At 27.9% G+C, this 25752-nt stretch carries 24 protein-coding genes and 1 tRNA gene; 5 read left to right on the top strand and 20 right to left on the bottom strand.

Annotated elements, in window-relative coordinates:
- Positions 1 to 148: 148 nt before the first annotated feature.
- From CJ670_RS02835 to metX, 9 genes are all read right to left on the bottom strand, one after another.
- On the bottom strand, positions 149 to 1351 hold the full coding sequence (locus CJ670_RS02835) for an IS256 family transposase (RefSeq protein WP_105938779.1): 1203 nt from the start codon (positions 1349 to 1351) through the stop codon (positions 149 to 151).
- 98 nt (positions 1352 to 1449) lie between these two features.
- On the bottom strand, positions 1450 to 1737 hold the full coding sequence (locus tag CJ670_RS02830) for a hypothetical protein (RefSeq protein WP_066220631.1): 288 nt from the start codon (positions 1735 to 1737) through the stop codon (positions 1450 to 1452).
- Positions 1734 to 3014: a type II toxin-antitoxin system HipA family toxin gene (locus tag CJ670_RS02825; protein WP_165785170.1), complete on the bottom strand. Its 1281-nt coding sequence runs from the start codon at positions 3012 to 3014 to the stop codon at positions 1734 to 1736. Before CJ670_RS02825 ends, CJ670_RS02830 begins: the two co-directional genes overlap by 4 nt.
- A 112-nt stretch (positions 3015 to 3126) precedes the next feature.
- On the bottom strand, positions 3127 to 4062 hold the full coding sequence (locus CJ670_RS02820) for a Fic family protein (RefSeq protein WP_105938777.1): 936 nt from the start codon (positions 4060 to 4062) through the stop codon (positions 3127 to 3129).
- A gap of 169 nt (positions 4063 to 4231) precedes the next feature.
- A tRNA-Glu gene (locus CJ670_RS10800) sits at positions 4232 to 4307 on the bottom strand.
- A 62-nt stretch (positions 4308 to 4369) separates the two neighbouring features.
- Positions 4370 to 4813, bottom strand: a complete 444-nt coding sequence (locus CJ670_RS02815; protein WP_105938776.1) for a Sua5 YciO YrdC YwlC family protein — start codon at positions 4811 to 4813, stop codon at positions 4370 to 4372.
- A 2-nt stretch (positions 4814 to 4815) separates the two neighbouring features.
- Positions 4816 to 8058 carry a carbamoyl-phosphate synthase large subunit gene (gene carB, locus CJ670_RS02810; protein ID WP_105938775.1) on the bottom strand — a complete coding sequence of 1081 codons (3243 nt, stop codon included), beginning with the start codon at positions 8056 to 8058 and terminating at the stop codon, positions 4816 to 4818.
- 87 nt (positions 8059 to 8145) lie between these two features.
- Positions 8146 to 8355 (bottom strand): exodeoxyribonuclease VII small subunit, encoded by a 210-nt coding sequence (gene xseB, locus CJ670_RS02805; protein ID WP_105917717.1) that lies wholly within the window; start codon positions 8353 to 8355, stop codon positions 8146 to 8148.
- 2 nt (positions 8356 to 8357) lie between these two features.
- Positions 8358 to 9461: a homoserine O-acetyltransferase MetX gene (gene metX / locus CJ670_RS02800; RefSeq protein ID WP_105938774.1), complete on the bottom strand. Its 1104-nt coding sequence runs from the start codon at positions 9459 to 9461 to the stop codon at positions 8358 to 8360.
- Between the two features lie 169 nt (positions 9462 to 9630).
- Between metX and CJ670_RS02795 the strand changes: the two genes are divergently transcribed.
- Positions 9631 to 9891 carry a hypothetical protein gene (locus tag CJ670_RS02795; protein ID WP_105911956.1) on the top strand — a complete coding sequence of 87 codons (261 nt, stop codon included), beginning with the start codon at positions 9631 to 9633 and terminating at the stop codon, positions 9889 to 9891.
- Complete coding sequence (locus CJ670_RS02790; protein WP_105938773.1) at positions 9891 to 10985, top strand: YeeE/YedE family protein; 1095 nt, start codon at positions 9891 to 9893, stop codon at positions 10983 to 10985. Before CJ670_RS02795 ends, CJ670_RS02790 begins: the two co-directional genes overlap by 1 nt.
- Before the next feature lie 63 nt (positions 10986 to 11048).
- On the opposite strand, the gene ftsZ is transcribed toward CJ670_RS02790, so the two are convergent.
- The 6 genes from ftsZ to CJ670_RS02760 form a co-directional block, all read right to left on the bottom strand.
- Positions 11049 to 12158, bottom strand: a complete 1110-nt coding sequence (gene ftsZ, locus CJ670_RS02785) for a cell division protein FtsZ (RefSeq protein WP_425352266.1) — start codon at positions 12156 to 12158, stop codon at positions 11049 to 11051.
- Between the two features lie 47 nt (positions 12159 to 12205).
- Positions 12206 to 13588, bottom strand: a complete 1383-nt coding sequence (ftsA, locus tag CJ670_RS02780; protein ID WP_105911953.1) for a cell division protein FtsA — start codon at positions 13586 to 13588, stop codon at positions 12206 to 12208.
- Between the two features lie 2 nt (positions 13589 to 13590).
- Complete coding sequence (locus CJ670_RS02775; protein ID WP_105938771.1) at positions 13591 to 15063, bottom strand: peptidylprolyl isomerase; 1473 nt, start codon at positions 15061 to 15063, stop codon at positions 13591 to 13593.
- A gap of 60 nt (positions 15064 to 15123) precedes the next feature.
- The gene (locus tag CJ670_RS02770) at positions 15124 to 17454 is read right to left on the bottom strand and encodes an AAA family ATPase (RefSeq protein ID WP_228154188.1); all 2331 of its coding nucleotides are present in this window, start codon (positions 17452 to 17454) and stop codon (positions 15124 to 15126) included.
- The gene (locus tag CJ670_RS02765) at positions 17438 to 17803 is read right to left on the bottom strand and encodes a hypothetical protein (protein WP_105911951.1); all 366 of its coding nucleotides are present in this window, start codon (positions 17801 to 17803) and stop codon (positions 17438 to 17440) included. Before CJ670_RS02765 ends, CJ670_RS02770 begins: the two co-directional genes overlap by 17 nt.
- A 119-nt stretch (positions 17804 to 17922) precedes the next feature.
- Entirely contained in the window at positions 17923 to 19188 is a 1266-nt protein-coding gene (locus CJ670_RS02760; protein WP_105938770.1) for a Y-family DNA polymerase, read from the bottom strand.
- 209 nt (positions 19189 to 19397) lie between these two features.
- On the opposite strand from CJ670_RS02760, the gene CJ670_RS02755 reads away from it, so the two are divergent.
- Both CJ670_RS02755 and CJ670_RS02750 read left to right on the top strand, forming a co-directional pair.
- On the top strand, positions 19398 to 19694 hold the full coding sequence (locus tag CJ670_RS02755) for a c-type cytochrome (protein WP_105911949.1): 297 nt from the start codon (positions 19398 to 19400) through the stop codon (positions 19692 to 19694).
- 16 nt (positions 19695 to 19710) lie between these two features.
- Positions 19711 to 21003 carry an NAD(P)/FAD-dependent oxidoreductase gene (locus tag CJ670_RS02750; RefSeq protein WP_105938769.1) on the top strand — a complete coding sequence of 431 codons (1293 nt, stop codon included), beginning with the start codon at positions 19711 to 19713 and terminating at the stop codon, positions 21001 to 21003.
- Positions 21004 to 21045: 42 nt separating this feature from the next.
- Here CJ670_RS02750 and CJ670_RS02745 read toward each other — a convergent pair whose 3' ends face one another.
- From CJ670_RS02745 to CJ670_RS02725, 5 genes are all read right to left on the bottom strand, one after another.
- Positions 21046 to 22806 (bottom strand): ABC-F family ATP-binding cassette domain-containing protein, encoded by a 1761-nt coding sequence (locus CJ670_RS02745; RefSeq protein ID WP_105938768.1) that lies wholly within the window; start codon positions 22804 to 22806, stop codon positions 21046 to 21048.
- Positions 22807 to 22877: 71 nt separating this feature from the next.
- Positions 22878 to 23108, bottom strand: coding sequence for a type II toxin-antitoxin system RelB family anti-toxin (locus CJ670_RS02740; protein ID WP_123057527.1), 231 nt, complete (start codon positions 23106 to 23108; stop codon positions 22878 to 22880).
- Positions 23109 to 23287: 179 nt separating this feature from the next.
- Complete coding sequence (locus tag CJ670_RS02735; protein ID WP_105938766.1) at positions 23288 to 23953, bottom strand: PIG-L deacetylase family protein; 666 nt, start codon at positions 23951 to 23953, stop codon at positions 23288 to 23290.
- Positions 23950 to 25116: a UDP-N-acetylglucosamine 2-epimerase gene (gene neuC, locus CJ670_RS02730; protein ID WP_105938765.1), complete on the bottom strand. Its 1167-nt coding sequence runs from the start codon at positions 25114 to 25116 to the stop codon at positions 23950 to 23952. The genes CJ670_RS02735 and neuC overlap by 4 nt, the downstream gene beginning before the upstream one ends.
- Entirely contained in the window at positions 25116 to 25343 is a 228-nt protein-coding gene (locus tag CJ670_RS02725; RefSeq protein WP_165785169.1) for a hypothetical protein, read from the bottom strand. Before CJ670_RS02725 ends, neuC begins: the two co-directional genes overlap by 1 nt.
- Before the next feature lie 115 nt (positions 25344 to 25458).
- Here CJ670_RS02725 and CJ670_RS02720 point away from each other — a divergent pair, with 115 nt between their 5' ends.
- A complete protein-coding gene (locus CJ670_RS02720) occupies positions 25459 to 25650 on the top strand; it encodes a hypothetical protein (protein WP_105938763.1) in 192 nt (63 codons plus the stop codon).
- Positions 25651 to 25752 lie beyond the last annotated feature (102 nt).

Raw genomic sequence — 25752 nt, 5'->3', positions numbered from 1 at the left:
CACATTCCTTGTATAAAAATAATGTAGATTATAATCCAGAGCAGTTTAAATTAGAAAAAAGAGTTAAAAAAGGAGAGTATGCATCATAGTATTTAAGTAGTTTTTAATGTGGCAACTGTGTCAGCATTAGATAATTCCTAAAATTCTATCATAAATTTAAACTATCATCAAGCCGTCCTTCAAAGTGGATGGCTAGTTGAGACAGAGTTAAGCTCCAATTTCTTATTGGCATTGTCCATTTTTCTTGAGCATTTTTTATACCCATAAATAGTAGTTTTAGTAAGCTATCATCATTTGGAAAAGCCCCCTTAGTCTTAGTTAAAGTTCTAAATTGTCTATGAACAGATTCAATAATATTTGTTGTATAAATTACTCTTCTTATATCTTCAGGATATTGGAAATAAACAGTTAGATTTTCCCATTTATTTCTCCAAGATTGAAACACTATTGGATATTTTTTACCCCATTTCTCTTCAAGTTTATCAAGTTCATAAAGTGCTTCATCTTTTGTAAAAGCTTGATATACAGATTTTAACTCTTGTGCAAATTGTTTTTGGTTTATAGATCCAACATATTTAATTGAATTCCTAATTTGATGAACTATACAAAGTTGTACTTCGGTATTTGGAAATACAGAATTAATTGCTTCAGGGAAGCCTTTTAATCCATCAACTGAAGCAATAAGAATATCTTTAACACCTCTATTTTGTAAATCAGTTAAAACTTGTAGCCAGAACTTAGCTCCTTCACTTTCATTCAAGTAAAGTCCTAATACCTCTTTTTTACCATCAACTCTAACTCCTAAAACTGTATAAAAAGCTTTAGCGATATATTTCCCATCTTCTTTTACTTTATAATGAATTGCATCAAGAAACACAAATGGATATACTGATTCTAGAGGTCTTGTTTTCCATTCATTTAGCATAGGTATTATTTTATCTGTTACAGCACTTATTGTAGCTTTTGAGAAGCCTACACAATAAAAATCCTCTATATGTTTTGCTATTTGTGAATAGCTATTACCTAGTGCAAACAAAGATAATATTTTATCTTCAATTTCACTTGTCATGGTTGTTTGATTTTTCTTTACAATTTCTGGTTCAAAGTTACCATTTCTATCTCTTGGAACATCTAGTTCGAATGTTCCATGATCACTTTTCATAGTCTTTGAGCTATATCCATTTTTTCTATTATTACTCAAATCTTGAGCAAGATGTGAATCTATCTCAGCTGCAAGTGCAGCTTCTGTTAATTGTTTGATTAAAGAGCCTAGAGCACCATTTGCTCCACCGATACTTTTACCAGCTTTTATATCTTTAGCAAATTGCTCTACATCTATTTCTATTTTCATCTTTGTGTCCTTTGGTATTTTTTATTTTACCTAATTGACACAAAATTATGAACGGTCCCGGTTTGATAGAGAGAATTTAGTTTACATTTGGAAATTAATTAATATCTATATTTAAATTTAAATAATTCTTCATCCTTGATTTTTAAAATATCTTGAATATCTTCAATACAATCAAGCCCTCTTAAAACATCAATAAATTTTTCTAAACTTATTTTCCCGCTAATCTCAAACTCTTGATAACTTCTAAAACTCATTCCTATATGTTGTGCAAACTCTTTTTGAGTACCGTATGTTTCTATATTTTGTTTTCTTTTTCTTTTTGCTCTAGAAGCGAACTCTTTGATTATCTCTTGAGTTGTTGATAAACTAAAATCTATATCTCTCACTTTTTTATTTCCTTACCAAAGTTATCATCTACTATTTTTGTTTCATTTAAAATATGATTTGCTAAATTTTTAGGTATATCATAATTTATAAATTCTTGAACTAATTTTTTATACTTTATATCTATCATTTTTTCTATATTTTCTTTTAAAAATGATTCTTTAATATTGTATGGTTCAAAAGCATTTTTTAAATCTTCAAATAAAGCTCTATTTAAAACTTTATTTCCAAGCAGCATTTGATGGTATCCATTGCTTGTATATGTCAAATCATAAGCAGGTGCAAAACTCCATTTCCCTTTGCTATTCATTAAAAACGAAAAGTTTTTTGAATGATCATCTTTGTTTCCAAAAATTGCATTAAATAAGATTACTTTTACAATATCTTCTTTATCTTTTTGTGATAAATTAAGCTTTAAAGATATTCTAAACATATCAATAAAATCATTATATGTTTCAGCTGGATTATAGTGCATCATGCCAGATAAAGAGTGAATATGAAATCTTTCATTATCTTTCAAATCAAATCTATAAGTTAAAAAATGGGTTCGTCCTTCTTGTTCTAGCAACTCACAAGGACTTATATTAACACCAGACTCTTTTGCAAATAAGTAATACAAATACTCCAATTTTGTAGCAATAGAAGCATCTTTGTATTTATTTGACAAAGTTGGATACATTGATATATCTTGGTCATCATATTTTATAATCACAGGATAGTAATCTTTTGGAAAATCTCCTTGTTTTCTAGTTAAACTTATTGTCTTGTCTTTAGGATTAAATCCAACAATTGCTTTTGATCTAGCACCTCCACCAGCAGAGTTTGAAACAGCAATAAGTGTTTTAAGAGTAAGTGTAGAGTTATTTTCTTTTTCATTTTCTTGATTTAAAATTTTTTTAGACTCTTCATAAACTTTTGATATATTTAAAACTTCTTTATACTCTTTTGCTTCTAAAGAAGGATGAAATTCTAAAGCACCTAAAGTATGAGTTCCTAAAAATTGTAATCTTTCAAAAATAGTGGGTTTTCTTTTTAGATATTGAAACATAAAACGATCTAAATAATTCATACCATAACTTCCAGGTAAACAATCACTTATCAAGCCTGGGAGTCCATATTGAAAATCAATATGGGAAAAATTATAGACTTGTCTATTTTTTATAGGAATTTTAATTGGTGAGAAATCAAGATTGTTTGAATCTAAATATTTAAACTTTATTACACTTTTATACTCTACTAACTGTGCTATATCTTTTTTCCAAGCTTTTATAGTAATCATTGAAATCCTTTTATACATTTAGAATGTATATTCTATCATATTTTTATAATAATATACATTATTAGAGTATATTTATATTTAATTGCATTATACTACACAAATATAGTATCTATTAAATCTTAAATACTTTTTTATGCATATTCAATATAGAATTTCCTAAAAAATATGATAAATGTCCATATTCTGAATTAACCTGAGCATGTTTTAAAAAAACAAGATACAAAGCTTTATTTTTTTTATTAATCAAAGGAGGAATATAACCTATTTTAATACATTGAGCAGCCATTATTATTCTTCCTAATCTTCCGTTTCCATCTCCAAAAGGGTGTATTGCTTCAAAATGAGCATGAGCTTTTGCAATATCTTCAATTGTTTCAATATCTTTATATTTAGAACACCAATATTCCAACTCTTCTGGTATATCTCTTGGGTCAGTTAAGTGTAAATCTTCACTTCCTGGAATAATTCTTATTTTTGTGGAATATTTACCAGCATCTGCTCTAATACCACTCATTAAAATAAAATGCCATATTCTTATTTTTTCAGTAGTTATTGGAAATACATCTTCTGTATTGTTTAATGTATCCATTATGATTTTATTACTCAATGATGATAAGTTATTTATAGAAAATATCTCTCTTTTGTTCAAGTCGTTTATTAACTCATTATTCTGGGAAATAACTTTATCAAATTTTTTCTCACTAATATCCGCCTCTTCAATTTCCAATGATCCAAATGATGAATATTTAGAGATTAAATGAACTATATCTTCTTCTTTTATATTAAAATATGAAAAATCGGTTTTATTTAATTGTGTTAAAACTCTAATAACTTCATTCGCATCAATAGATTTAAATCCAAAGGCTTTACAAAAAGCAACATCAATTTTAAGCTTATTCTCTTCTTTGATTGAACTATCATTTTCTTTCCATTTTAAAATAGATTGTCGACTTATTTCCAAATAATCAGATAATTTTGCTTGACTACCATGATGTATTAATAAATCGTTTATTTTTTCTGAATAAGTCAATTGTGTATAATCAAACATATTAGCTCCTTTTATAAGTATAATAGTTTACACTAATATGCTTTAAATGTAAAGTGATTTGACTATTTTACATTTTGGTTTACATTTTATATATTTAATAAGTCATTTAATTTATATAAAATTTTATTTGAGATAAAAGTAGAAAATTTAAATTGTAATAAATTATGAGTGGCGACCCCAGCATGATTCGAACATGCGTCACTAGGAGGAAATCCTAGGGTCCTTGGCCACTAGACGACAGGGTCTTAAAAAAGAATTTTGATTATAGTTTAGTTTGCGTTTTATTTTGCTTAAAATAAGACAATGCCTATCTTATTTTTTTTAACCTTTTTTTACCTAATTTATAAATTTTTGAAGAGGAAGTTTCAAAAAATCCTACATTTGATATAACTTCTACATCACATTTTTCAAAAGCAAAATCATACTCAAAACTTTTCTTTGTCTTATTTGCAGAAGTTGAAGATAAAACTCTAAATTTTTTTATAAAATCAAAAAATATAGACTCAGATTTTACAACTCTAAATGAGTTTAAATTTGGATATATAAATGTAGTTTTAAAACTATTTCGCACTATTTTTCTAAATTTTTTTGGAACTCTTACAAACTCTTTTAAAGTTACAAAACTATCCAAAGTTTTAAGGATTTTTTGATTTGAGGGTCTTTGTTTTATATTTGATAGCTTCTCATCATTTGATGATGAGAAACCAACAGTTGTATCTGTTTGTACCAAATATACTAAATCTGGATTCATTTTTAGTAGTTTAAATACTCTTGAATTGATTTTGGAGTTGAAACATCTGAAGTTTTCATCTCTTTGATTGCATCTGTAGCTGCAAACGCTGCAGCAACAGTTGTGAAATAAGGAACACTCATTCTTAAAACTGCTCTTCTTATCTCTTTTCCATCATCTTTTGAAGCTTCTTGCTCTCCACTTGTATTTATTGCCATTACAATATCACCATTTGTCAATAAATCTGTGATATTTGGTCTTCCTTCACTAACTTTTAAAACTTTCTCACAAGCAATTCCAGCTTCAGATATAATTTTTTCAGTTCCTCCAGTAGCACATATAGTAAAGCCACTATCAACTAAGCTTTTTGCAATAGTTGAAGCAAACTCTTTGTCCAAATCACATAAAGAGATAAACACTTTTCCACTTTTTGGAAGAGAGTTTTTAGCTGCATTTTGTGATTTTGCAAATGCCATTGCAAAGTTTGAAGCAATTCCCATAACCTCACCTGTACTTTTCATCTCAGGACTTAAAAGTAAATCTGCACCAACTAGTTTATTAAATGGGAAAACAGACTCTTTAACAGCAACATGATCTTTTAATCTTGGTTTTAAAACACCATTTTCTTCATATACAATATTTCTATCATACACTTTTAATGCATCTTTTAAACTCTCTCCCCACATAACTCTAGTTGCAATTTTTGCAAGAGGCATTCCTGTTGCTTTGCTTACAAAAGGAACAGTTCTTGATGCTCTTGGATTTACTTCTATTAAATAAATCTCTCCTTTATGAATTGCATATTGAGTATTCATCAAACCAACAACTCCAAGACCTAAAGCCATCTCTTTAGTTTTTGATTCTAATTGTTTAATTAAATCATCACTTATAGAAATTGGAGGAAGTGAACAAGCTGAATCCCCTGAGTGAATACCAGCTTCTTCAATATGTTGCATAATTCCACCGATATAAACTTCTTTTCCATCACAAATACAATCAACATCAAGCTCGATTGCTCTATCTAAGAACTTGTCAATTAAAACAGGAGCATCATTTGAAACTGAAACTGCCTCATCCATATATTGTTTTAATTCATCAGTAGAATAAACAATCTTCATACCTCTTCCACCAAGAACAAATGAAGGTCTTACAAGTACTGGATACCCTATTTTTTCAGCAATAACAATAGCTTCTGTAACTTCAACTGCTGTTCCATTTTCTGGTTGTAAAAGACCAATTTTTTCAACAAATGCAGAGAATTTTTTTCTATCTTCAGCTAAATCAATAACTTCAGCAGTAGTTCCAATAATTTTTGCACCAATTTGCGTTAAAGCATTTGCAAGTTTTAAAGGAGTTTGTCCACCAAAATGTACAATTACACCATCTGGCTGCTCTTTTTCAACTACACTTCTAACGTGTTCAAAATCAATTGGTTCAAAATATAAAACATCTGATGTATCATAATCTGTACTTACAGTTTCAGGGTTGCAGTTATACATAATTGTTTTAACACCCATTTCAGTTAATGCAAAACTTGCATGTACACAACAATAGTCAAACTCAATTCCCTGACCAATTCTATTTGGTCCTCCACCAATAATCATAACTTTTTTCTGAGTTGATTTAGGTATTTCTACTTTTGGAATTTTTGAAACATTTGTAGTTGAATATAAGTATTGATTTAGAGCTTTAAACTCTCCTGCACAAGTATCAACTTCATTGTATTCAAAATCTATATCCAAAGCTTTTCTTGCAATATATACATCTTCTTCAGTTTTTCCAATAACATTTGCAATAAATTTATCACTAAATCCATTTGATTTAACTTTTCTTAAAAGTGCTTCATCTTTTAAAATTGAAGGAGTCATAGAAAGTTCCATATTGTACATCTCTCTAAACTTAGCTAAAAACCAAGGGTCTATTTTTGATAATTCAAAAATATCTTCATTTGTTAAACCTTGTCTCATACCATCCATTAGATATTGAAGTCTTTTATCATTTGGTCTTCTAATCTCTTTTTTGATTAGTTCTAAATCTGTTGTAATACTATCAAATCCACAAAGTCCAGTTTCAAGTGAACACATAGCTTTTTGAATAGTTTCATTAAAATTTCTTCCAATAGACATAACTTCACCAACACTTTTCATAGAAGTTGTCAAAGTAGAGTTTGCTTTTGGGAACTTTTCAAATGTAAATCTAGGAACTTTTGCAACAATATAATCAACCGCTGGCTCAAAACTTGCCAATGTTCCTGTCATATCATTTGTAATCTCATCAAGTGTAAATCCAACTGCTAGAAGAGTTGAAACTTTTGCGATTGGGTAACCAGTAGCTTTAGATGCAAGTGCTGAACTTCTTGAAACTCTAGGGTTCATCTCAATTACAATCATTCTTCCTGTTTCTGGGCACATAGCAAATTGTACATTTGAACCACCGCTGTTTACTCCAACTTCTCTTAAAATTGCAAAAGAAGCATCTCTCATAACTGCATACTCTTTATCTGTAAGTGTAAGCGCAGGTGCAATAGTAATACTATCACCTGTATGAACTCCCATTGGATCAAGATTTTCAATAGAACAAACAACAATACAATTATCATTTGTATCTCTAATTATCTCCATTTCATACTCTTTCCAACCCAAAACAGACTCTAAAATCTCAATTTCATTGATTGGTGAAGCATCAAGCCCAGCTTGTGCCAAAGCTTTAAACTCTTCCATATTGTAAGCAACTCCACTTCCAGCACCCGCAAGTGTAAATGAAGCTCTTGAAATAACAGGGAAACCTATATCTTTTGCAAGTTTCATAGCCTCTTCAAGAGTATAAGCATTTTCACTTCTTGGTAAATCTAATCCTATTTTTTTCATACTTTCAGTAAAAAGATGTCTATCTTCACCTTTTTTAATAGCTTCTGGATGAACTCCTAAAAAAGTAATTCCTTCTAAAAGACCTTTTGAATACATTGAAGTTGCTATATTTAATGCAGTTTGTCCACCCATTGTTGGCAAAATAGCATCGATATTCTCTTTTTTAATTATATTTAAAACAACCTCTTCTGTAATTGGTTCTATATAAGTTTTATCAGCAAATTCTGGATCTGTCATGATAGTTGCTGGGTTTGAGTTTACAAGGACAACTCTATATCCTAGCTCTTTTAAAGTTTTTGTTGCTTGAGTACCAGAATAATCGAACTCACACGCCTGTCCTATAACAATTGGTCCTGAACCAATCAACAAAATGTTTTTTATATCTTCTCTTTTTGGCATAACTTTCCTTTCACTGATTTAAAAATTTGGCAAGTTTACCCAAAAAGCACTTAAGGTTTTGTTATAAAGCCCCTATTATATAAAGTTTTATAAAGAATTATTGCTTTGAGTAACAAAAATTAATTTTGCTTCTTCTAGTAGCTTTTGAGCAAGTTCTAACTCTTTTAAACCATCGTTATACAACTTTAATGACTCATTTATTGTAATTTGTGGGTTTGAAAGTTTTTCTAAAAGCTCTTTTGCTTTTGCTATTTTATCTTCAAAATTAATATCTTCTTTATTTTTAATATCTTCCATTTTTAATCCTTTAAAATATTTTTTATGTGTTCTTCAAATTTCTCAACTTCAACTAAAAAAGAGTCATGACCACTTGAACTATCTACTAATTTGAATGAAACTTGCTCTTTTTTACCTATTTTTATCATAATATCTCTAATCTCTTCCATCTCATTTGGAAAAAATAGCATATCATCTTTAAAAGCAATTAAATGAAGTTTTCCCTCTATTTTTAAAAATGAATCCTCTAATTTATCTTTATTTCTTCCTGCATCAAAAATATTTATTGTTTTACAAATATAAAGATAAGATAATGGATCAAAAAATTTGGGAAAACTATAAGAGTTGTGTTCAAGATATTTTTCTATCTCAAATCTTCCAAAAAGTTCATAAAGTCCATCTGTTTCAACATAATCTCTTCCGAATTTGTTTATAAATAAATTTGGACTCAAATATGCTATTAATCCAGCCATTCTTCCAACAGCAAGTCCAACTAAACCTTTTGCTTTTAAATCATCTTTTTCATAATTTCCATTTTTAAAATTTATATCGTGTCTTATTGCCTCAATGGCTATTTTATTTAAAGCTATTGCCCAAGGTCTTGTATATGCTGTTGTTGCCATTGGAATATAGTGCTTTGCAAAAGTTGGATGTTCGATTGCATAACAAAGTGCTTGCATTCCACCCATACTTCCTCCAATAACGGCAACTGCTTTTTTAATTCCTAATTTTTTATAAAGTCTCATTTGAGCATTTACAATATCTGAAATTGTTAGAACAGGAAATTTTAATCTATACTCTTTTTTTGTTGATGGATTCATACTTAAAGGACTAGTAGAACCATATGAACTTCCTATGTTATTTGAGCAAATTACAAAATATTTTTCTGTATCAATAGCTTTTTTATCTCCAATAAACTTATCCCACCAACCAGCTTTTGCCTCATTTTCATAACGACCAGCTGCGTGATGACTTCCAGATAGAGCATGACAAATAACTATAACATTTGATTTATCTTCGTTTAATTTTCCATAAGTTTCATAAACTATCTCAAACTCTTCAAGAAGTCTTCCGCTTTCAAGATAAAGTGGTTCATTAAATTTCTCTTTTTTTGTCTCTATTTCCAAAATATATTCCAAATTTTTCTATTTTTTTAGATTAAAGTCTATCTAAACTAAAATAAAAAAGCCTTTTAGTGACATATTTTTAAGAAATTTAAACATAAAAAACTTTTTATCCATATAATATAAGTAAATTTTTATATAATCATAGTTAAAAATTATAAAAAGGATTTTTGTGAATAAAATTGAAGAGTTAAAAAAACTTTTAGAAAAAGAGGTTTTACCAGAATTAAAAACTGAAATAGAGGCTTTAGAAAAGTTACTTTCAAAGAAAAATGATGAAGAGATAAAAGAGGAATTAAACTATTTTTTAGAAGTAAAAAAGTTTTATGATGAGGCTTTGAAACTTATAAATGAAAATAAATTAACTCAAAATGAAGCAGAAAATATTTTGCTTGATTTAGAAGACATGGAAGATGATGAGGAGGAAATTTAGTGTTTGATTTAGAAATTTATGAAATTGTTTTTATAGCATTTTTTGCTATTGCTTTTGTATTTGGTTTTTTTGCTCAACAAAAACAGTTCTGTTTTAGTGGAAGTTTAAAAGATTATATACAAATTAAATCAACAAAAAGAGCTGCTAGTGTAGTTATGGCTATGATTGTAGCTATTATTTCTACTCAAATATTTGCATCTTTTTTTGATATAGATTTAAGCTCTAGTAGCTATTTTAAAAACAATATAAACTACTTTGCTATCATTGTTGGTGGTGCTTTATTTGGTGCTGGAATGATGATAGCAGATGGTTGTAGTAGTAGAAGTATAGTAAAATTTGCTCAAGGTGATGCAAATGCTTTAGTAACTCTTCTTTTTATTGCAATTTTTGCATTTGCTAGCACAAAAGGGATTTTATTTGGAGTTGTAAATGGTTTTATAAACAATCAATTTATGATAGATATTTCAAGCAATTTATCAAATTTTACTCTAAATATTTACTTTGTTTTAGTTGTTTTAGTTTTGATTTTAGCATATTTTGTGAAAAATATAAAAAGAGTTTTCAGTTTATATGATGGTGTTATTATTGGATTTTTAGTTGGTCTTTCTTGGTTTATCTCTGGATATATTGGAGCTGAAAGTATTGAAAAAGATATTCAAGTTCAAGCTTTAAGTTATGTATTTCCTAGTGCAAAAACTTTAGAATTTTTTACTTTTTTTGAAATAACAGAGTTATCTATTGGAGTTTGTATTGTTTTAGGTGCAATTTTTGGAGCATATTTTTCGACATTTTTTAATAAAAAATATAGCTTTGGATGTACTTCAAAAATGAATTTTAATAAATTAAAATACAATATGATAGGTGGTTCTATGATGGGAATTGGTGGAATTATGGCTATTGGATGTACTGTAGGACAAGGTTTAAGTGGTATTTCTACACTTGTATTTAGTTCATTTTTAGCAATAATTTCTATTGGAGTATCTGGTTTTATAACAGGAAAAATACTTCATAAAAAAGATAAACTTCCTATGTGTTTCTTATTTGAGTGGGAAGATGATGATAAAAAACAAAAACCTTTGGATTACGAAATATAAATAAAAAAAGCATACAAGCTCAAATATTTGAGTTTGTATGCTTATATATTTTATTAAATAACTTTAATGAAGAGGATACTCTACTGTATAACCTCTCATAAGAGGTGGAGTATCAAGAGTGCTTTCAACTGCTTCAACTTTTATAGCTTCAATCTCATTTTCATCACTCTCTTTTTGTTCTTCTTTTATCTCATTTTTAGATTCAAATCCAGTTGCTATGATAGTAATTTTTACTTCATCTCTTTCAAAGTCTGTATCTGTTGTAGTTCCAAAAATAATCTGAGCATTTATATCTACTCTTTGATTTATGTTATTCATAACATCTTCTATTGCAAAAAGTGATATTTCTGGACTTATTGTAAAGTGAATTAAAATTCCTTTTGCTCCATCCAAAGGTACTTTTTCTAGTAAAGGAGAGTTAATAGCATTGTCTAAAGCTCTGCTTGTAGCTTCATCACCTTTTGCTTTTCCTATTCCCATCAAAGCAATACCTTTATGCTTCATAATAGTTTTAACATCTGCAAAATCGGCATTTATATCATTTCCACTACCTGGATTTAATATAACTTGGCTCATTCCATTTACAGCTTGATATAAAATATTATCTGTAACTTTAAAGGCATTTTTTATACCAATTGTCTCATCAACAGCTTCTCTTAGTTTATCATTTGCAATAACAATCAAAGAGTCACTAACTTTTTTAAGCTCTTCAAGACCTAAATTTGCCAAAGCAGCTCTCATTCGTCCTTCAAAACCAAAAGGCTTAGTAACAACAGAAACAGTCAATGCTCCAACTTCTCTAGCTGCTTTTGCAATAATAGGAGCTGCACCTGTTCCAGTACCTCCACCTAATCCAGCGGCAACAAAAACAATATCCGAACCTTTTAGTGTCTCTTTTATCTCATCATAACTTTCAAGTGCTGAGTTTCTTCCAACTTCTGGATCCATTCCAGCACCAAAACCATTTGTAAGCATAGGTCCTAATTCAATCTTTTTTGGAGCTTTTGAAATATGAAGAACTTTTAAATCTGTATTTGCAACTATTAAATCAATCATATGAGTACCTTCTTCAATCATATAATTAATCATATTACAACCACCTCCACCAACACCTATTACAGCGATTTTTGGAAGATTATTTGATAGTGCTTTTGTAGGCATATCCTCTTTTATTGTTATATCATCTACTCTAAATAGATTATGACTGCTACTATTTTCCATTAAAACCACTCCTCAATTTTTTTCCAAATTCCAAGACCTTTTTTCTTTTTATCTTTTGGTAAAGGGTCTAAGATTGTATCATTTGTTCGTATTCTCATATCAGGTCCAGCTTGTCCAATGTGTGAAGTTGTTGGAGCAATAAACTTATCATGAGCTTGACCTTTTCTAATAGGTCTAATCAATTTTTTACTAGAATCTAATTGATAACCTCTATTCATTCCTAAAGCAAACATAATTAATCCAACAACTGTTGCCATATTTGGTTCATCAAAACTAACTCTAAATGAATTTGGAAGATTTTTTGGAGCCGAAACTGTTACTGGAATTTTCTCAAAAATATTTTTTGTAAGCTCTTTTATTCCACCTAGTTCACTCATTCCACCTGTTAATACTATTCCTGAACCAATATTATCAAGTAAAGCATTCTTTTTTAACTCATTTTTAACTAAAACCAAAAGCTCTTCAACTCTTGCATGAATAATTGTTTGAATATGTCCTAGTGGAAACTCTTTAAAATACTCTTCGTCATTTATTTGAGAAACTCCAACATTTGAAGGTCCAACTTCTCCATTTCCAAAATAATCTTTGATTAAAGAACCATACTCAATTTTTATCTTTTCAGCTGTTCTAAGAGGTGTATTTAACATCAAAGATAAATCATTTGTAATGTTTTTTGAACCAACTGGAATAAATCCATTATAAATTATAGAATTCCCTTTATGATACACAAACTCAGTTGTTGAAGCACCTAAGTTAATAACAACTGCACCAATTCTTTTTTGTTGTTCATCTAAAACTGCCAAAGAAGCAGCATAAGAATCAAGTACAAATCTAACATCATCTATACCAAAAATTCTTAGTGCTGATTTTATGTTAATTAGTGCATTTCTTTTTGCAGTTACAATATAAACAGATGCTTCAAGTTTTGAACCATTCATATTAAAAGGATTTTCAACTTCTTGATCATCTACTTTAAAAAATAGTGGAATTACATGAACAACATCATATTCAGGCAAAATTATAGAGTTTGAAAGAGCCATTTGCATTGCTTGATTTATATCTGTTTCAGAAACAAGTCCATTTGGAATAGTTACATATCCAGTTGCTTTTATTCCTCTTGTATAATTTCCAGAAATAGATACAACAGTTGTTCCAATAGTCTCTGTTACACTCTCTTTTGCTTGAAGTATTGCATCTTTTATTGTTCTTGAAACATCTTCAATATTTGTGATAAGTCCTTTATTTACTCCAACACTATCTTGAACACCAAAACCTAAAATTTCAATACTATTATCTAAATCATATTTTGGTTTAGAAATTACTGCACTTGTAACACTAGAACCAATATTTATTGTAAGAAAAATATCATTTGTATTATTCAAAACTACTCCTTTGTTTCCATTAATGTTTTTATTGCAATACTATTTTCAAGTTTTTTAAGTAAATTTGACAATAAATCAGAATTTTGAACTTGTTTTATTTCATCTCGTACAAAACTATCTTTTGCTTTGTCATAAGAAGCCATTTTTGAGTCGTTTACTCTGTATAAAACAACTTTTGAACCAACTTTTGCAATTCCATCTTTTGTAGAACTAGCAAAAAGTTGTCCTAAAAACTCTATTGCTTCTTGCTCATTTAATCCTTTAATTTTAGCAGCACTAGCTCTGTTTACACCTGTTGCTTCATTTCCTTTAAAATCTTTTAGACTATTTTGTGCTAATTCATCTAATTTTTTTGATTTCAGATTAAGTTTAAAGTTTTCAAGTACTTTTTCTTTTGCTTGTTCAAAAGTTAAATTAACAGAAGAGTTTACTTTTGCTAGCTTTACTATATAAAATTTGTTATTTTCATAAAATGGTTTTAAAATCTCTTCTTTTTTTAACTCTTTAATTTTTTGAACATTTTCAGGTGAAAATGGAATTTTAGTTTCTAAATAAGTTACTTTTTTATCAAAATTATCTTCAGCTTTTTTAAGTTTTAAATAAAGTGTAAGAGCCTCTTTTTTACTAAAACTCTCATCCAAATCTTTTATAATCTCTTCTTTTGCTTCTTCAAAAGATTTTAACTTTCCATCTTCAAATTTATAGTCACTTTTAAATTTGTCAAAATGATTTTTTATATCTTCTTGCGTAGAAGTAGAAGTAGAAGTAGAAAGAGGAAACTCTTTTATCTCTAAATCATAAGAAACTTCACTTTTGTATGCATTTTGATTTTCATCAAAATATTTTTTAAGTTCATTTTCATCAACACTATTTACATCAACATCATCCAAAGTTAATATTTTATAAGTAATATCATCTTCTATAAATAGAAGTTTGCTAATATTTTCTATCTCATTTGGAGTTGGTTCTATACTAAAAAGAGCTTGGACTTTTTGAAAAAGTATTGAATTTTTAAGACTATTTTCAAACTCTTGAGGAGACATTCTATTTTGTTGTAAAACATTTATATATTGATTTTTGTTAAATTTACCATCTACTTTAAACTCTTCATAATTAATCAACTCTTTTGCAATCTCTTCATCAGTTACCATCAAACCTAAAGAGTTACCATAAGACATAAGAAGATTTTTTTGTAAAAGTTGAGAAAATGCAATATCTTTTAATCTTAATTGCTCTGCTAACTCTTTATTAAAAGATGCTCCAAAAATTTGTGAATACTGATTGTAAAGATTTGAATACTCTTGTTGGTACTCTTCAACACTAATCTCTTTATCTCCAACAGTTGCGACAACACCACCTTTACTACCATAGTTATATGAACCCCAGCCTACAAATCCAGCACCTACAAAGGCAATAGTACTAATCCAAATCGTAATAACCAACCACTTTTTATGTCTTTGCATCCAAATTATCATAAAATAAACCCTTAAAAAAATTTTAGGAATTATAATACAAAAATCTTGCTTTTATGTTATTTAAACACTTATAGATAAACTATTTGTTTCTATCTTTTTATCTTTATTGCACAACAAATCATTTATAACACTCTCTCTTATTGTTACTTCTATTTTTTTACAAGCACTTTTAAAAGCTTCTTCTTCTCCAACAATAAAACACATACTTCTTGCTCTTGTTATTGCTGTATAAAGTAGTTTTGTATTATGCATTATATAGTGTGAAAAACTCATAGGAATTAAAGCATTTTCATACTCCATTCCTTGTGTTTTGTGAATTGTTAGACAATATGCCAAATTTAAAAGATAGTGAATATTATCAAAATCATAAAATACAACCATATCATCATTTGGATACAAAACTACACATTTTTTTTCATCAAAATCCAATTTTATTACTAATCCAAGCTGTCCGTTATAAACTCTTCTTTCCATAAATTCAGTAGAATTTGATTTATACATACTCATAGTTTGAGCTTTCATATTTTCGTTTTTTATATGAATTACCTTATCTGTAAGCTTATATTCAATCTCTTTTATCTTCAAACTTTTATTTTTTGTATGATTAAACAGTCTTTGAAGTTCTATATTTAAATTTTCAACTCCTAAAACTCCACCTTTCATAGGTGTAATTACTTGAAATAAAGTAAGAGCTTTTCCTATATTTTTCTCTTTTATAAAATCATAGTAATTTTGTATATAATTACTTGCAATATTTAAAATATTATTTAAAATATAATCACTATTTTCACCTCTCATATCCGAAAACTCATTTTGGCTCAAGGAATTTTTCATAGAGTAATAGTTTCCTATTGATACATCAACAAACTTAAAATCTTCATACTCTTCTTTATAATTTGGCAATTCACCTTTTCTTATATCATTTGCAATTACTGCTATTGCTTGATTCTCATTTTGTCTATAAATTTTTGTAAGTTTACATATTGGGGCTAGTTCATATTTTATACTATCAGCTAAAATATTTCCAGCTCCAATAGCTGGAAGTTGACCATCGTCTCCTACAATTATAAAAATTGTATCATCACTTATTTTACTTATAATTTGAGAAAATGTAACAGAATTTACCATTGAAGCTTCATCTAGTAAAATAACTTTATATGGGAAAAAATCTTTCTCTTTATGTTTTACTAAAAGGCTTTGAATTGTACTTGAGTTATAACCTGTTGTATCACTTATTCTTTGACTTGCAATTCCACTTAAAGCAATAGCTATAATATCGTCATAGCTTACAATCTCTTCAAGAAGTTCCAAAATAGCTCTACTTGAAGTAGATTTTCCTGTTCCTGCATATCCTATTAAAAATAGTGTTTTTTCTCCAGAATTTATTAATTCAACTGCTTTTTGCTGTTCACTACTTAAAGTAAAGCCAAGAGTTTTTTGTTTTTTTTCTAAATATTCATCAAAACTATCTATAATTTTTTTATTTTTATTGTCTTTTCTTATATTAAAAAAATCCAATATTTTCTTTTCACAATAATACAACATTGAAAGCGCAATACGATTTTCACTTGTAGCAAAAATCTCCTCTTTTGCTAACATTTCAATCAAAATATTTTCATAAAGTAACTCTTCTTTAAAAAATCTCAAACCATCATCTAAAAGTTTATAAAGATGAAATTTATCTATTGAAGAGTTACCGTTGTTATCGCAATACTCTCTTAAAGTATAATTTAAACAAGCTTTTATTCTAAAAGGTGATTTTACATCGATTCCTAAAGCTTTTGCTATCTCATCTGCTCTTTTAAATCCTATTCCTTTTATGTTTATCAACATATATGGATTTTGTTTTATCTTTTCGATTAAGTTTTCAACTTCACTAAAAGTTGAATATATTTTTGTAATTAGATTTGAAGTAACTCCAAATTTACCCAAAAAAGCACCCAATTCTCGAAGATGCTTAAAAGAGTGCCAAGAATTTAAAATAGATTTTAGTTTTTTCTCTTTTATACCTTTAAAATTTAAAAGTTCATTTGGATTTTCATCTAAAATCTTTATTAAGCCTTCTTCTCCATATTTTTCTAAAATTTCTGTTGCTGATTTTTTTGTAAAACCTTTAATTATTTTTGTAAGGAAAAAAAAGAGTTCATGCTCTTTTACCTGTAAAGTATTAAACTCAAATTGAACTCCATATTTACTATGAGTTATCCAATTTCCAGTTAATATTATCTCTTCTCCAACAAGTTTTCCAATATCTGCATCAAAATAAACTCCACATATTTTTTGGTTATTTTCCAAAACTGCAATAGTATATTTTGTTTCATCATTTTTGTATAAAACTTTTTTCAAAACTCCACTAAGATTGAAGCTTTTTTCACTAGTTTCCATCATCATACTTATCTTTTTTATGCTTATCTTTTTTATATGAACTTTTATTTTTCTCTTTTTGAAGTAAATTTGCCTCTTTTAAAAGTATAGCTCTCTCATCTTCAAAACTTTCGCTATGATTTTTTGTAAAAGCGATAGTTTTTTCAATAAAACTATTCAATAAAGAGTAATAATCTGAATAAAGATCAACTTTTTGAGATTTACACATATCTTCGTAATTTTTTAAAGTTCTTTTTAAAAAAAGTTCTTTACTGAAATTTTCAAGTTTCAACAAAGATATTGTTCTTGTTAGAAATTTTTCAACAACTCTTATATAACGAATTCTTAACTGTTTTTCGTTTATTTCAAAACCCATTTTTTAACTTTAATATTTTTTGAATCATATTATTTTTAATATCACTTTTTTTTAAATTATCAGATTATAACCAAATCTATTTTAAAATAGTTAAAATATTACAAATTGTGATGTTTTAATTATAGTTCAAAAGCACTTTTAAATATATCTATTCCAAATTTTTCTCTTAGATTTTGTATATTTTGACTCAATTTATCTTTTTTTAAATCATCTTCATACTCAAATAAATTATAAGTGTGTTCTCCTTTTTTTGCAAAATTAAAAACTGTAATATATAGTTGAATAACTCCATGATTTTTGTGCTTATCTGCTTCTAAAAATAGTTTAATTATAGAGTTTTTAAAATCAAATTCATTAAAAATTTTATTACTATTTTCTTGTGCCTTTGATTTAATATCAAACTCATATTTTATTTGAATTTGAAAAGACAAAGGATTGTGTCCATCTTTTTTTACTATAAAACTCAAATATCTACTTAAAATTATAGCTCTTCTTTTAAGCTCATCTCTATTAAAAACAACATCAAAACTTCTTCCAATACCTATACTTTTTTTCTCTTTTGCTATATTTAATTTACTATCTTTTATACCGCAAACTCGATTATATGTATCAATTCCAACTTTTCCAAAAGAGTAAAATAGATTTTTATTTTTTCTAATATCTCCTAGAGTTTTTATATTATAACCACTTAGTTTTTCACAAAAAGACTTGCCTATACCTGTGAAATTTTCTATCAAAATATTTTTTGTAAACTCTTCAATATTATCTTTTCTCAAAAGCTTTATATTGTTTGGTTTTGCTTCATTTGTCATAAGTTTTGATAAATATTTTGTATTTGCTAAACCAATAGAACAAGGAAGATTTAACTCTTTAAATATTTTATCTTTTAACTTTCTTGCAAACTCTTCTGCTTCATCTTCTTTTATATAACCACTTAAATCACCAAAAAATTCATCAATAGAAAACTGCTCTATAAGAGGAATTTCAAGCTCCAAAAGCTCTTTTAATTTTGAAGATAAATCGTCATAAAGATTATATTGCGGAACTACCATCTTCAAGTGTGGACAAAGTTTCAAAGCTTCATTTACACTCATAGCTGTTTTTACTCCAAAAGCTCTTGCCTCATAAGAAGCTGATGTTATAATTCCTCTTATTTTATTATTTTCATCAACAAAATAATCTGTAGAACTTTTTTCATCTTCGTTATCTAATATTTTGCTAGAAAAACTAGCACGATTTGTTGCCATTGTTCTTTTTATTTTTGTATTTGAAAAAATATCTGTGTTGCTTTTTCCACCAACAGCAACTGGAATATTGTGTAAACTTTTATCAAGAGTTCTCTGCGCTGATACAAAATAGCAATCTAAATCAATATGAATAAACATAATGCAATATTACTATCTTTTTTATAAATTCATTAAAAAATATTGCATTTTGCAATACTTTATAATTAACCTCTTATTAAAAACTGAGAAGAATCTACACATAATTTTTTTTTATAATTCTATATAAGATATATTTAATATTTTAAATTTTTATTAAGTTTATTAAATTATCATTCATTTGTATTTGTTATATAAAAGGAGAAGATAAAATGAAAAAACTGGCATTTTTACTTGCGACTTTCGCAAGTTTATCGTTTGCTGTAGATTATGACCCTGTAAGAGGTGAGATGCTATCACTTTCTTGTGCAAACTGTCATGGAACTGATGGAAAATCTACTACTGCTATTCCAAAAATAGCTGGATTGGATAAAAATTATATGTATCAAACTTTACTTGATTACAAAACTGGAAAAAGAGTTGATACACACATGATGCAAAAGCACACAAAAGGTTTCACTGATGAAGAGCTTGAGCAACTATCTTACTACTTTTCAAAAGTTAAATAAGCAAAAAGGATAAACGATGATAAATAGAAGAGATTTCGGAAAATTAGTTTTAGGAGCTACGGCTCTATCTTTTACTGCTTGTGGTAGTTTAGCGAGTGGTTTATCTACAATTCCTGCAAATAAAAAAAGAGTTGTAATTGTTGGTGGAGGTTTTGGTGGAGCTGCAACTGCTAAATATTTGAGAAAATTTGATTCAAATGTTGAAATTGTTTTGGTTGAAAAAAATAAAGAGTATTACACTTGTCCATTTTCAAATGCAGTAATTGCTGGTATGGAAAAAATGGATTTCATAAAACACGATTTATCTACTTTAGCAAAAAAACATAATATTAAAGTGGTACATGCTAAAGTTGCAAAAATTGATGGTGCAAATCAAAATGTTATTTTGGAAAATGGAGAAAAAATCTCTTATACAAAAGCTGTTGTAAGCCCTGGAATTGATTTTAAATATGAAAAAGGTTATACAAAAGAGAATGAAAAACATGCACCACATGCTGTAAAAGCAGGAGAGCAAACTACAATTCTTCAAAAACAACTTGAAAATATGAAAGATGGTGGAACTTTTGTAATGGTTGCACCAGCAGATCCTTTTAGATGCCCTCCTGGACCTTATGAGAGAATTTCACTTGTAGCTCACTATATTAAAAATAATAAACCAAATTCAAAAATAATAGTTCTTGACCAAAAAGATAAATTCTCAAAACAAGCACTATTTACAAATGGTTGGAAAGAGCTTTATGGTGATTTGATTGATTGGAGAGCAGCACAATTTGGTGGTAAAGTTCTAAGTGTTGATCCAGTTAAAAAAGTAGTTGTAACTGAAGATGAAGAAATTCAAGCAGATGTTTTAAACTATATTCCAAATCAAAAAGCTTCTTTATTAGCATTTGATTCAGGTCTTGTAGCTGCTGGAAAAGATTGGTGTGATATTCATCCAAAAACTTTTGAATCTAAATTAGTTAAAAATGTTCATGTTATTGGAGATGCTTCAAATGCAGCACCTATGCCTAAATCAGCATTTAGTGCAAGTACTCAAGGAAAAGTTGTAGCTCTTCAAATAGCAAGAATGCTAAAACAACAAGAGCCTTTAAATCCTCCAAAACTAGCAAATACTTGTTATAGTTTATTAAGTCCAAACTACGGTATTTCTATTGCCGCTGTTTACAATGCACTTGATGATAAAATACAAAATGTTGATGGAGCGGGTGGAGTAAGTCCTGAAACTGACCCAGATGGTCATATTAGAATTTTAGAAGCGAAATATGCATATGCTTGGTATGAGAGCCAAACAGCTGACATATTCAAATAAAAGTTTTAGCTAGGTGCTTTCTTGCACCTTGCTAATTTTTAATTAAGACAACTCACTCATTTTTTTATCAAATTCACTATTTATACTCTCAATTTTTTGCATAATTTCTAAAATTTCATTTTCTACTTTTGTTTTATCAAGACCAAAAAGTGTAGAAGCTTTAGACTCTAGTTCTTCAAGCTCTGTTTTTAAAGGTTTTAAATCTTGACTTTTTTTAGCAACCAATTGGGCTCTTAATTGTTTACTCTCTTTTTTATTTATCTTTGGCTTATCACTTTTTTCGCTCTCTTTAGTTTTTGTTGGTTTTGCATCATCAATATCATCGCCCCAACCTATTTTTTCTAAAAATTCATCATAAGTTCCATTAAAATAATCAGCTCCATCATTTGTAAAAACTATCAATCTATCACAAACAGCTCTTAATAACTCTTCACTGTGAGTTACTATAATACTTGAACCTTCAAAATCTTTTATAGCAGCCGTAAGTGCTTCAATTGATTCAATATCAAGGTGATTTGTAGGCTCATCTAGGAAAAGAAGATTTACATCTTGTGCAATAATTTTTCCAAGCATTACCCTACTTTTTTCTCCACCTGAAAGAAGAGATATTTTTTTCTTAGCATTATCTCCACTAAACATCATAATTCCACAAATATTTCTTATAACTGACTCAGATATTTTATTGTTTACACTTTGTATCTCTTCAATAATCGTATGTTTTTGATTTAGATGATTTATATTTGTTTGACCAAAATGACCAAAAACTGTGCTTGGATGAAACTCTACACTTCCACTAAGAGCCTTTAATTCATTTGCTAAAACATTTAAAAGTGTAGATTTACCTTTTCCATTTTTTCCAATAATTCCCAAAGTTTCACCACGACTTAGTGCAAAAGTTATATCTTTAAAAAGGATATTATCTTTATCGTATCCAAAGCTTACATCTTTTACTTCAAGCAGATATTTTGCACTTGTATCTTTGTAGTTGAAATCAAATTTCAAATCTTTTTCATATACAATATCTTCCAAAATCTCTATTTTTTCAAGAATTTTTACTTTTGATTGAGCTAAATTTGCAGTTGATGCTCTTGCTTTATTTTTTGCAATAAACTCTTCGAGGTCTTTTATTTTTTTATCTTGAGCAATTTTTTGTTTTTCATAATGCTCTTCATTTGCTGCTAATTGTTCAAAAAATTTAACTGTGCTTCCAGCTATTATAAAAGCATTTTTTCTAATAATTCCCATAGTATGAGTACAAACACTATTCATAAAATCTCTATCATGCGTAATTAAAATAACTTCACCATCAAAACTTTTCAAAAACTCTCTTAACCATCTAATAGATAAAATATCCAAATAGTTTGTAGGCTCATCAAGTAAAAGCATATTTGGTTCTGTTAAAAGAAGTTTTGCTAGATTTATTCGTATTTGGTAACCACCTGAAAAACTCTTTGGCTCTTTTTGTAAATCTTCTTCACTAAATCCCAGACCAAACAGTATTTTCTCAGCTTTATAAATATTATACTTATCATCTTCACTTAAAGCAGTTGCTGTTTCATCTAGTAAAGTTTTCTCTTTGAAATCAAAATATTGTTTCAAAGCACCTATTTTATAGTTTTTTGGAGTTGAAACATCTCCACTATCAGGTTGTTCTTCTCCAAGAATCAGTTTAAAAAGTGTTGATTTTCCTGTACCATTTCGCCCTACAAGTCCTACTTTATCGCCTTTATTTAATCTTAGATTTAAATCTTGATATAAAATCTGTGTTGGGTATGATTTTTGTATGTTTATTAGCTCTATCATGTTTTCTCTATTTTTTTAAATTTTTAAGGCGGGATTATATTATATTTTGTGTTAGAGGTTGGTTATATTTGTTATAACTCTTCAAGAGTTCTTGGTCTTCCTTTTGGTCTTAAAGAAAGCTCAACACCTAATAAATCCAAAATTATCTCAACTTTTTTAATACCAACCTCATCTACAAAACCATTTTCTATTTTTGAAATTGTTCGTTTTGTAATACCTGAATAGTTTTCTAAATCATCTTGAGTCCAACTTTTCTCTTTTCGCAAGGTTTTTATCTCATTTGCAAGTTCAGTTAGTGTCAAATTTTTTCCTTTTATGAAGTATAATACATATTTTAAAGGACATTAGCTTAAATATGAATTATACTTCTTGTTAGATGGCCTTTTGAAATATTTAAGGCGAGGTTTTAAATTTTGTATTAGAGCTTGGTTATTTCATTTATTATAAATTTGTGATTTCTTAAATTTATATTTTCATATATCTATTTTTGAATATCTTTAAGTAACATAAAACTCTCTGCATATTCACAACCTGCAGTAGCTCCTCTTAATGTTGCTAAAGCTCTTAGATTTCTTTCACTTCTTGGAAAGGGATGTTCTGCTATTTCACTTTCAAATACTTTCATAATTTCAATTTTTTTTTCAAAAAATTCACTAATATCCACAAACACATTTGGAATAAAACTATCTTCTTTGGTACTTGGTGCAAATTCTGTTTCGCTTAGTGTTTCTATCATATATATTTTTTTGATAAATGGGTATCTAAATGATTTTGTGCAACTATAACTAGCTTCAAATATTTTTCTATGGTCACTGTGAACATCTCCTTTAAAAGGAAGATATATAATATTTGGTTTTATCTCATTTATCACTTTTGAGATTTTACTTACAAGTTCACTCATAGTATATTCATCTACTTGCATAGTTTTAAGTCTAAGATTATGCATAATACTATTAAAATTATATAGTTTTGATACTTCTTCTATCTCTTTTTCTCTTGTTTCATAATAACTATTTGATTTATCAATAGTTGTACAAATAAGCCAATGAACCTCATCTCCATTCGCTTTATGCTTAAGCAAAGTCCCACCACAACCTAAAGTTTCATCATCTGGATGAACTGCTACTATTAAAACTTTATTTTTCATATTAATTCTACCTTTAGAGGATCTTCAACTTTTGCTATCATAGATTTAAAGTCTGTTAATTTTATTATCTCATAAGCTTTTTTTGCACTATTCCCATTGCCATAAGAATTTTTCAAATCTTTTAAGTTTTCTAAAAAATCTTTTGATAATGCCTTATCCAAACCATTACTAATATTTTCAAAACTTGTTCCACAAAATATTACATTTTTATCTGCATATCTTCCAGTTTGTCTAAGTCCAACATTTATTGCTGGTATTTTTAAACTTGTAGCTTCACAAATTCCTGATGAAGAATTTCCTATAATAAATTTAGAATGTTTATAAATTGACATAAAAATTTCTCTATCTAAATTTTTATAAAAAATAAAGTTTTTATTCTCTTTATACTTATCTATAACTTTTAAAAGTTTTTGGTTACCTGGATCTACATTTGGATAGCTTATAAAAGTATTTATATTTCTTTGTTCAAGGTTTTTTAATATATTTTCAAAATATTCATCAACTTTTTCAATTTCTTCAGTAACTGGATGAAAAATCATCAAAGCAAAATCATTAAAATTTTTATCTATTTTAAAATATTGTTTGATTTCACTTTTTGAGATTGGTTTATATGAAACAAATTTATCAAGTGAAATATTTCCAATTAGAAAAACCCTTTTATTATTCTCTCCCATACGAACTAATCTTTTTTTATGTTCTTCTAGTGTAACAAAATGTGCTGTTGAAAGTTTAGAAGTTGCATGTCGAATAGGATTATCTATATATCCATCTTCAGTATGATCACCTGCAAATACATGAATAGTTGGAATATTTAAATATCCTCCAATCATTGCATACATAAGTACATCTTCTCTATCACCTGCATATATAAGTAAATCTGGATTAAACTTTGCAATAGTTTCTATACTGTTTTGAAGTAGTAAACTTGCACTTTTTACTCTTGATAATGCTGTATCTGAATTTAATAAAGTTTCAATTTCAAGCAAAATATCAAATCCATCTTTTCTAATTTGCTCAACACTATAACCAAAACTATGGGATAAATGAGCACCACTAACTATGATTTTAAAATCTATATCTTTATCTTCATGAAGTAATCTATAAAGAGATGACATCAAGTCATAATCAGAACGGATTGAACTAAAAGCTAATATTTTTTTCATTAAAATACATCCGACATAATTAAATCTTTTTTAAATTCAACACTTTCTAAAGAAGTATCAAATAATCTATAACCAAATATATAATCAAACTCTTTTTTATCTAAATATTTATTCAAACTATGCTCTAACAATAAATTGTATTTTTTATCTCTATCAAGATTTAAAAAATCAACACCATTAAAAACTATGTCAAAGTTATTTTCAAACTCTTTTAAAATATTACTCAACTTTCGCACATAGATTCCAATAAATTCATGAACTAAAGTTGATAAATAAAGTCCATAAGTAGGCACTTTTTAGTATAATTACGTTATCACTAACATCATTATAAAGGTCTATCTTATGGAACTTGCAAATTATATAGAAACTGCTATGAAGAGCATATTAAAAAATCCAATTTACGAAGTGTTATCAGAAATAAAAATCACAAAAATACTTAAACAAAGTAACTTTGTTAAGAGAGAAGTTGGATATCCACCATTTCAAATAATTTGGAATGACCCCAAGATAGTAGACACTTTTTTATTCAGTTAACACCTTGGGTTGAGTAACACTATCATTGTATCTTTTCTCAAATTCATTTGGACTTATAAAATCTAAAAAACTATGTCTTCTTTTTGAGTTATAAAACATTTC

It is taken from the genome of Arcobacter cryaerophilus gv. crypticus (assembly GCF_002993025.1).
Classification (GTDB): Bacteria; Campylobacterota; Campylobacteria; order Campylobacterales; family Arcobacteraceae; genus Aliarcobacter; species Aliarcobacter cryaerophilus_B.
Note: the sequence above shows the minus strand (reverse complement) of the source record. Positions and strands in the feature narration are given on the sequence as shown.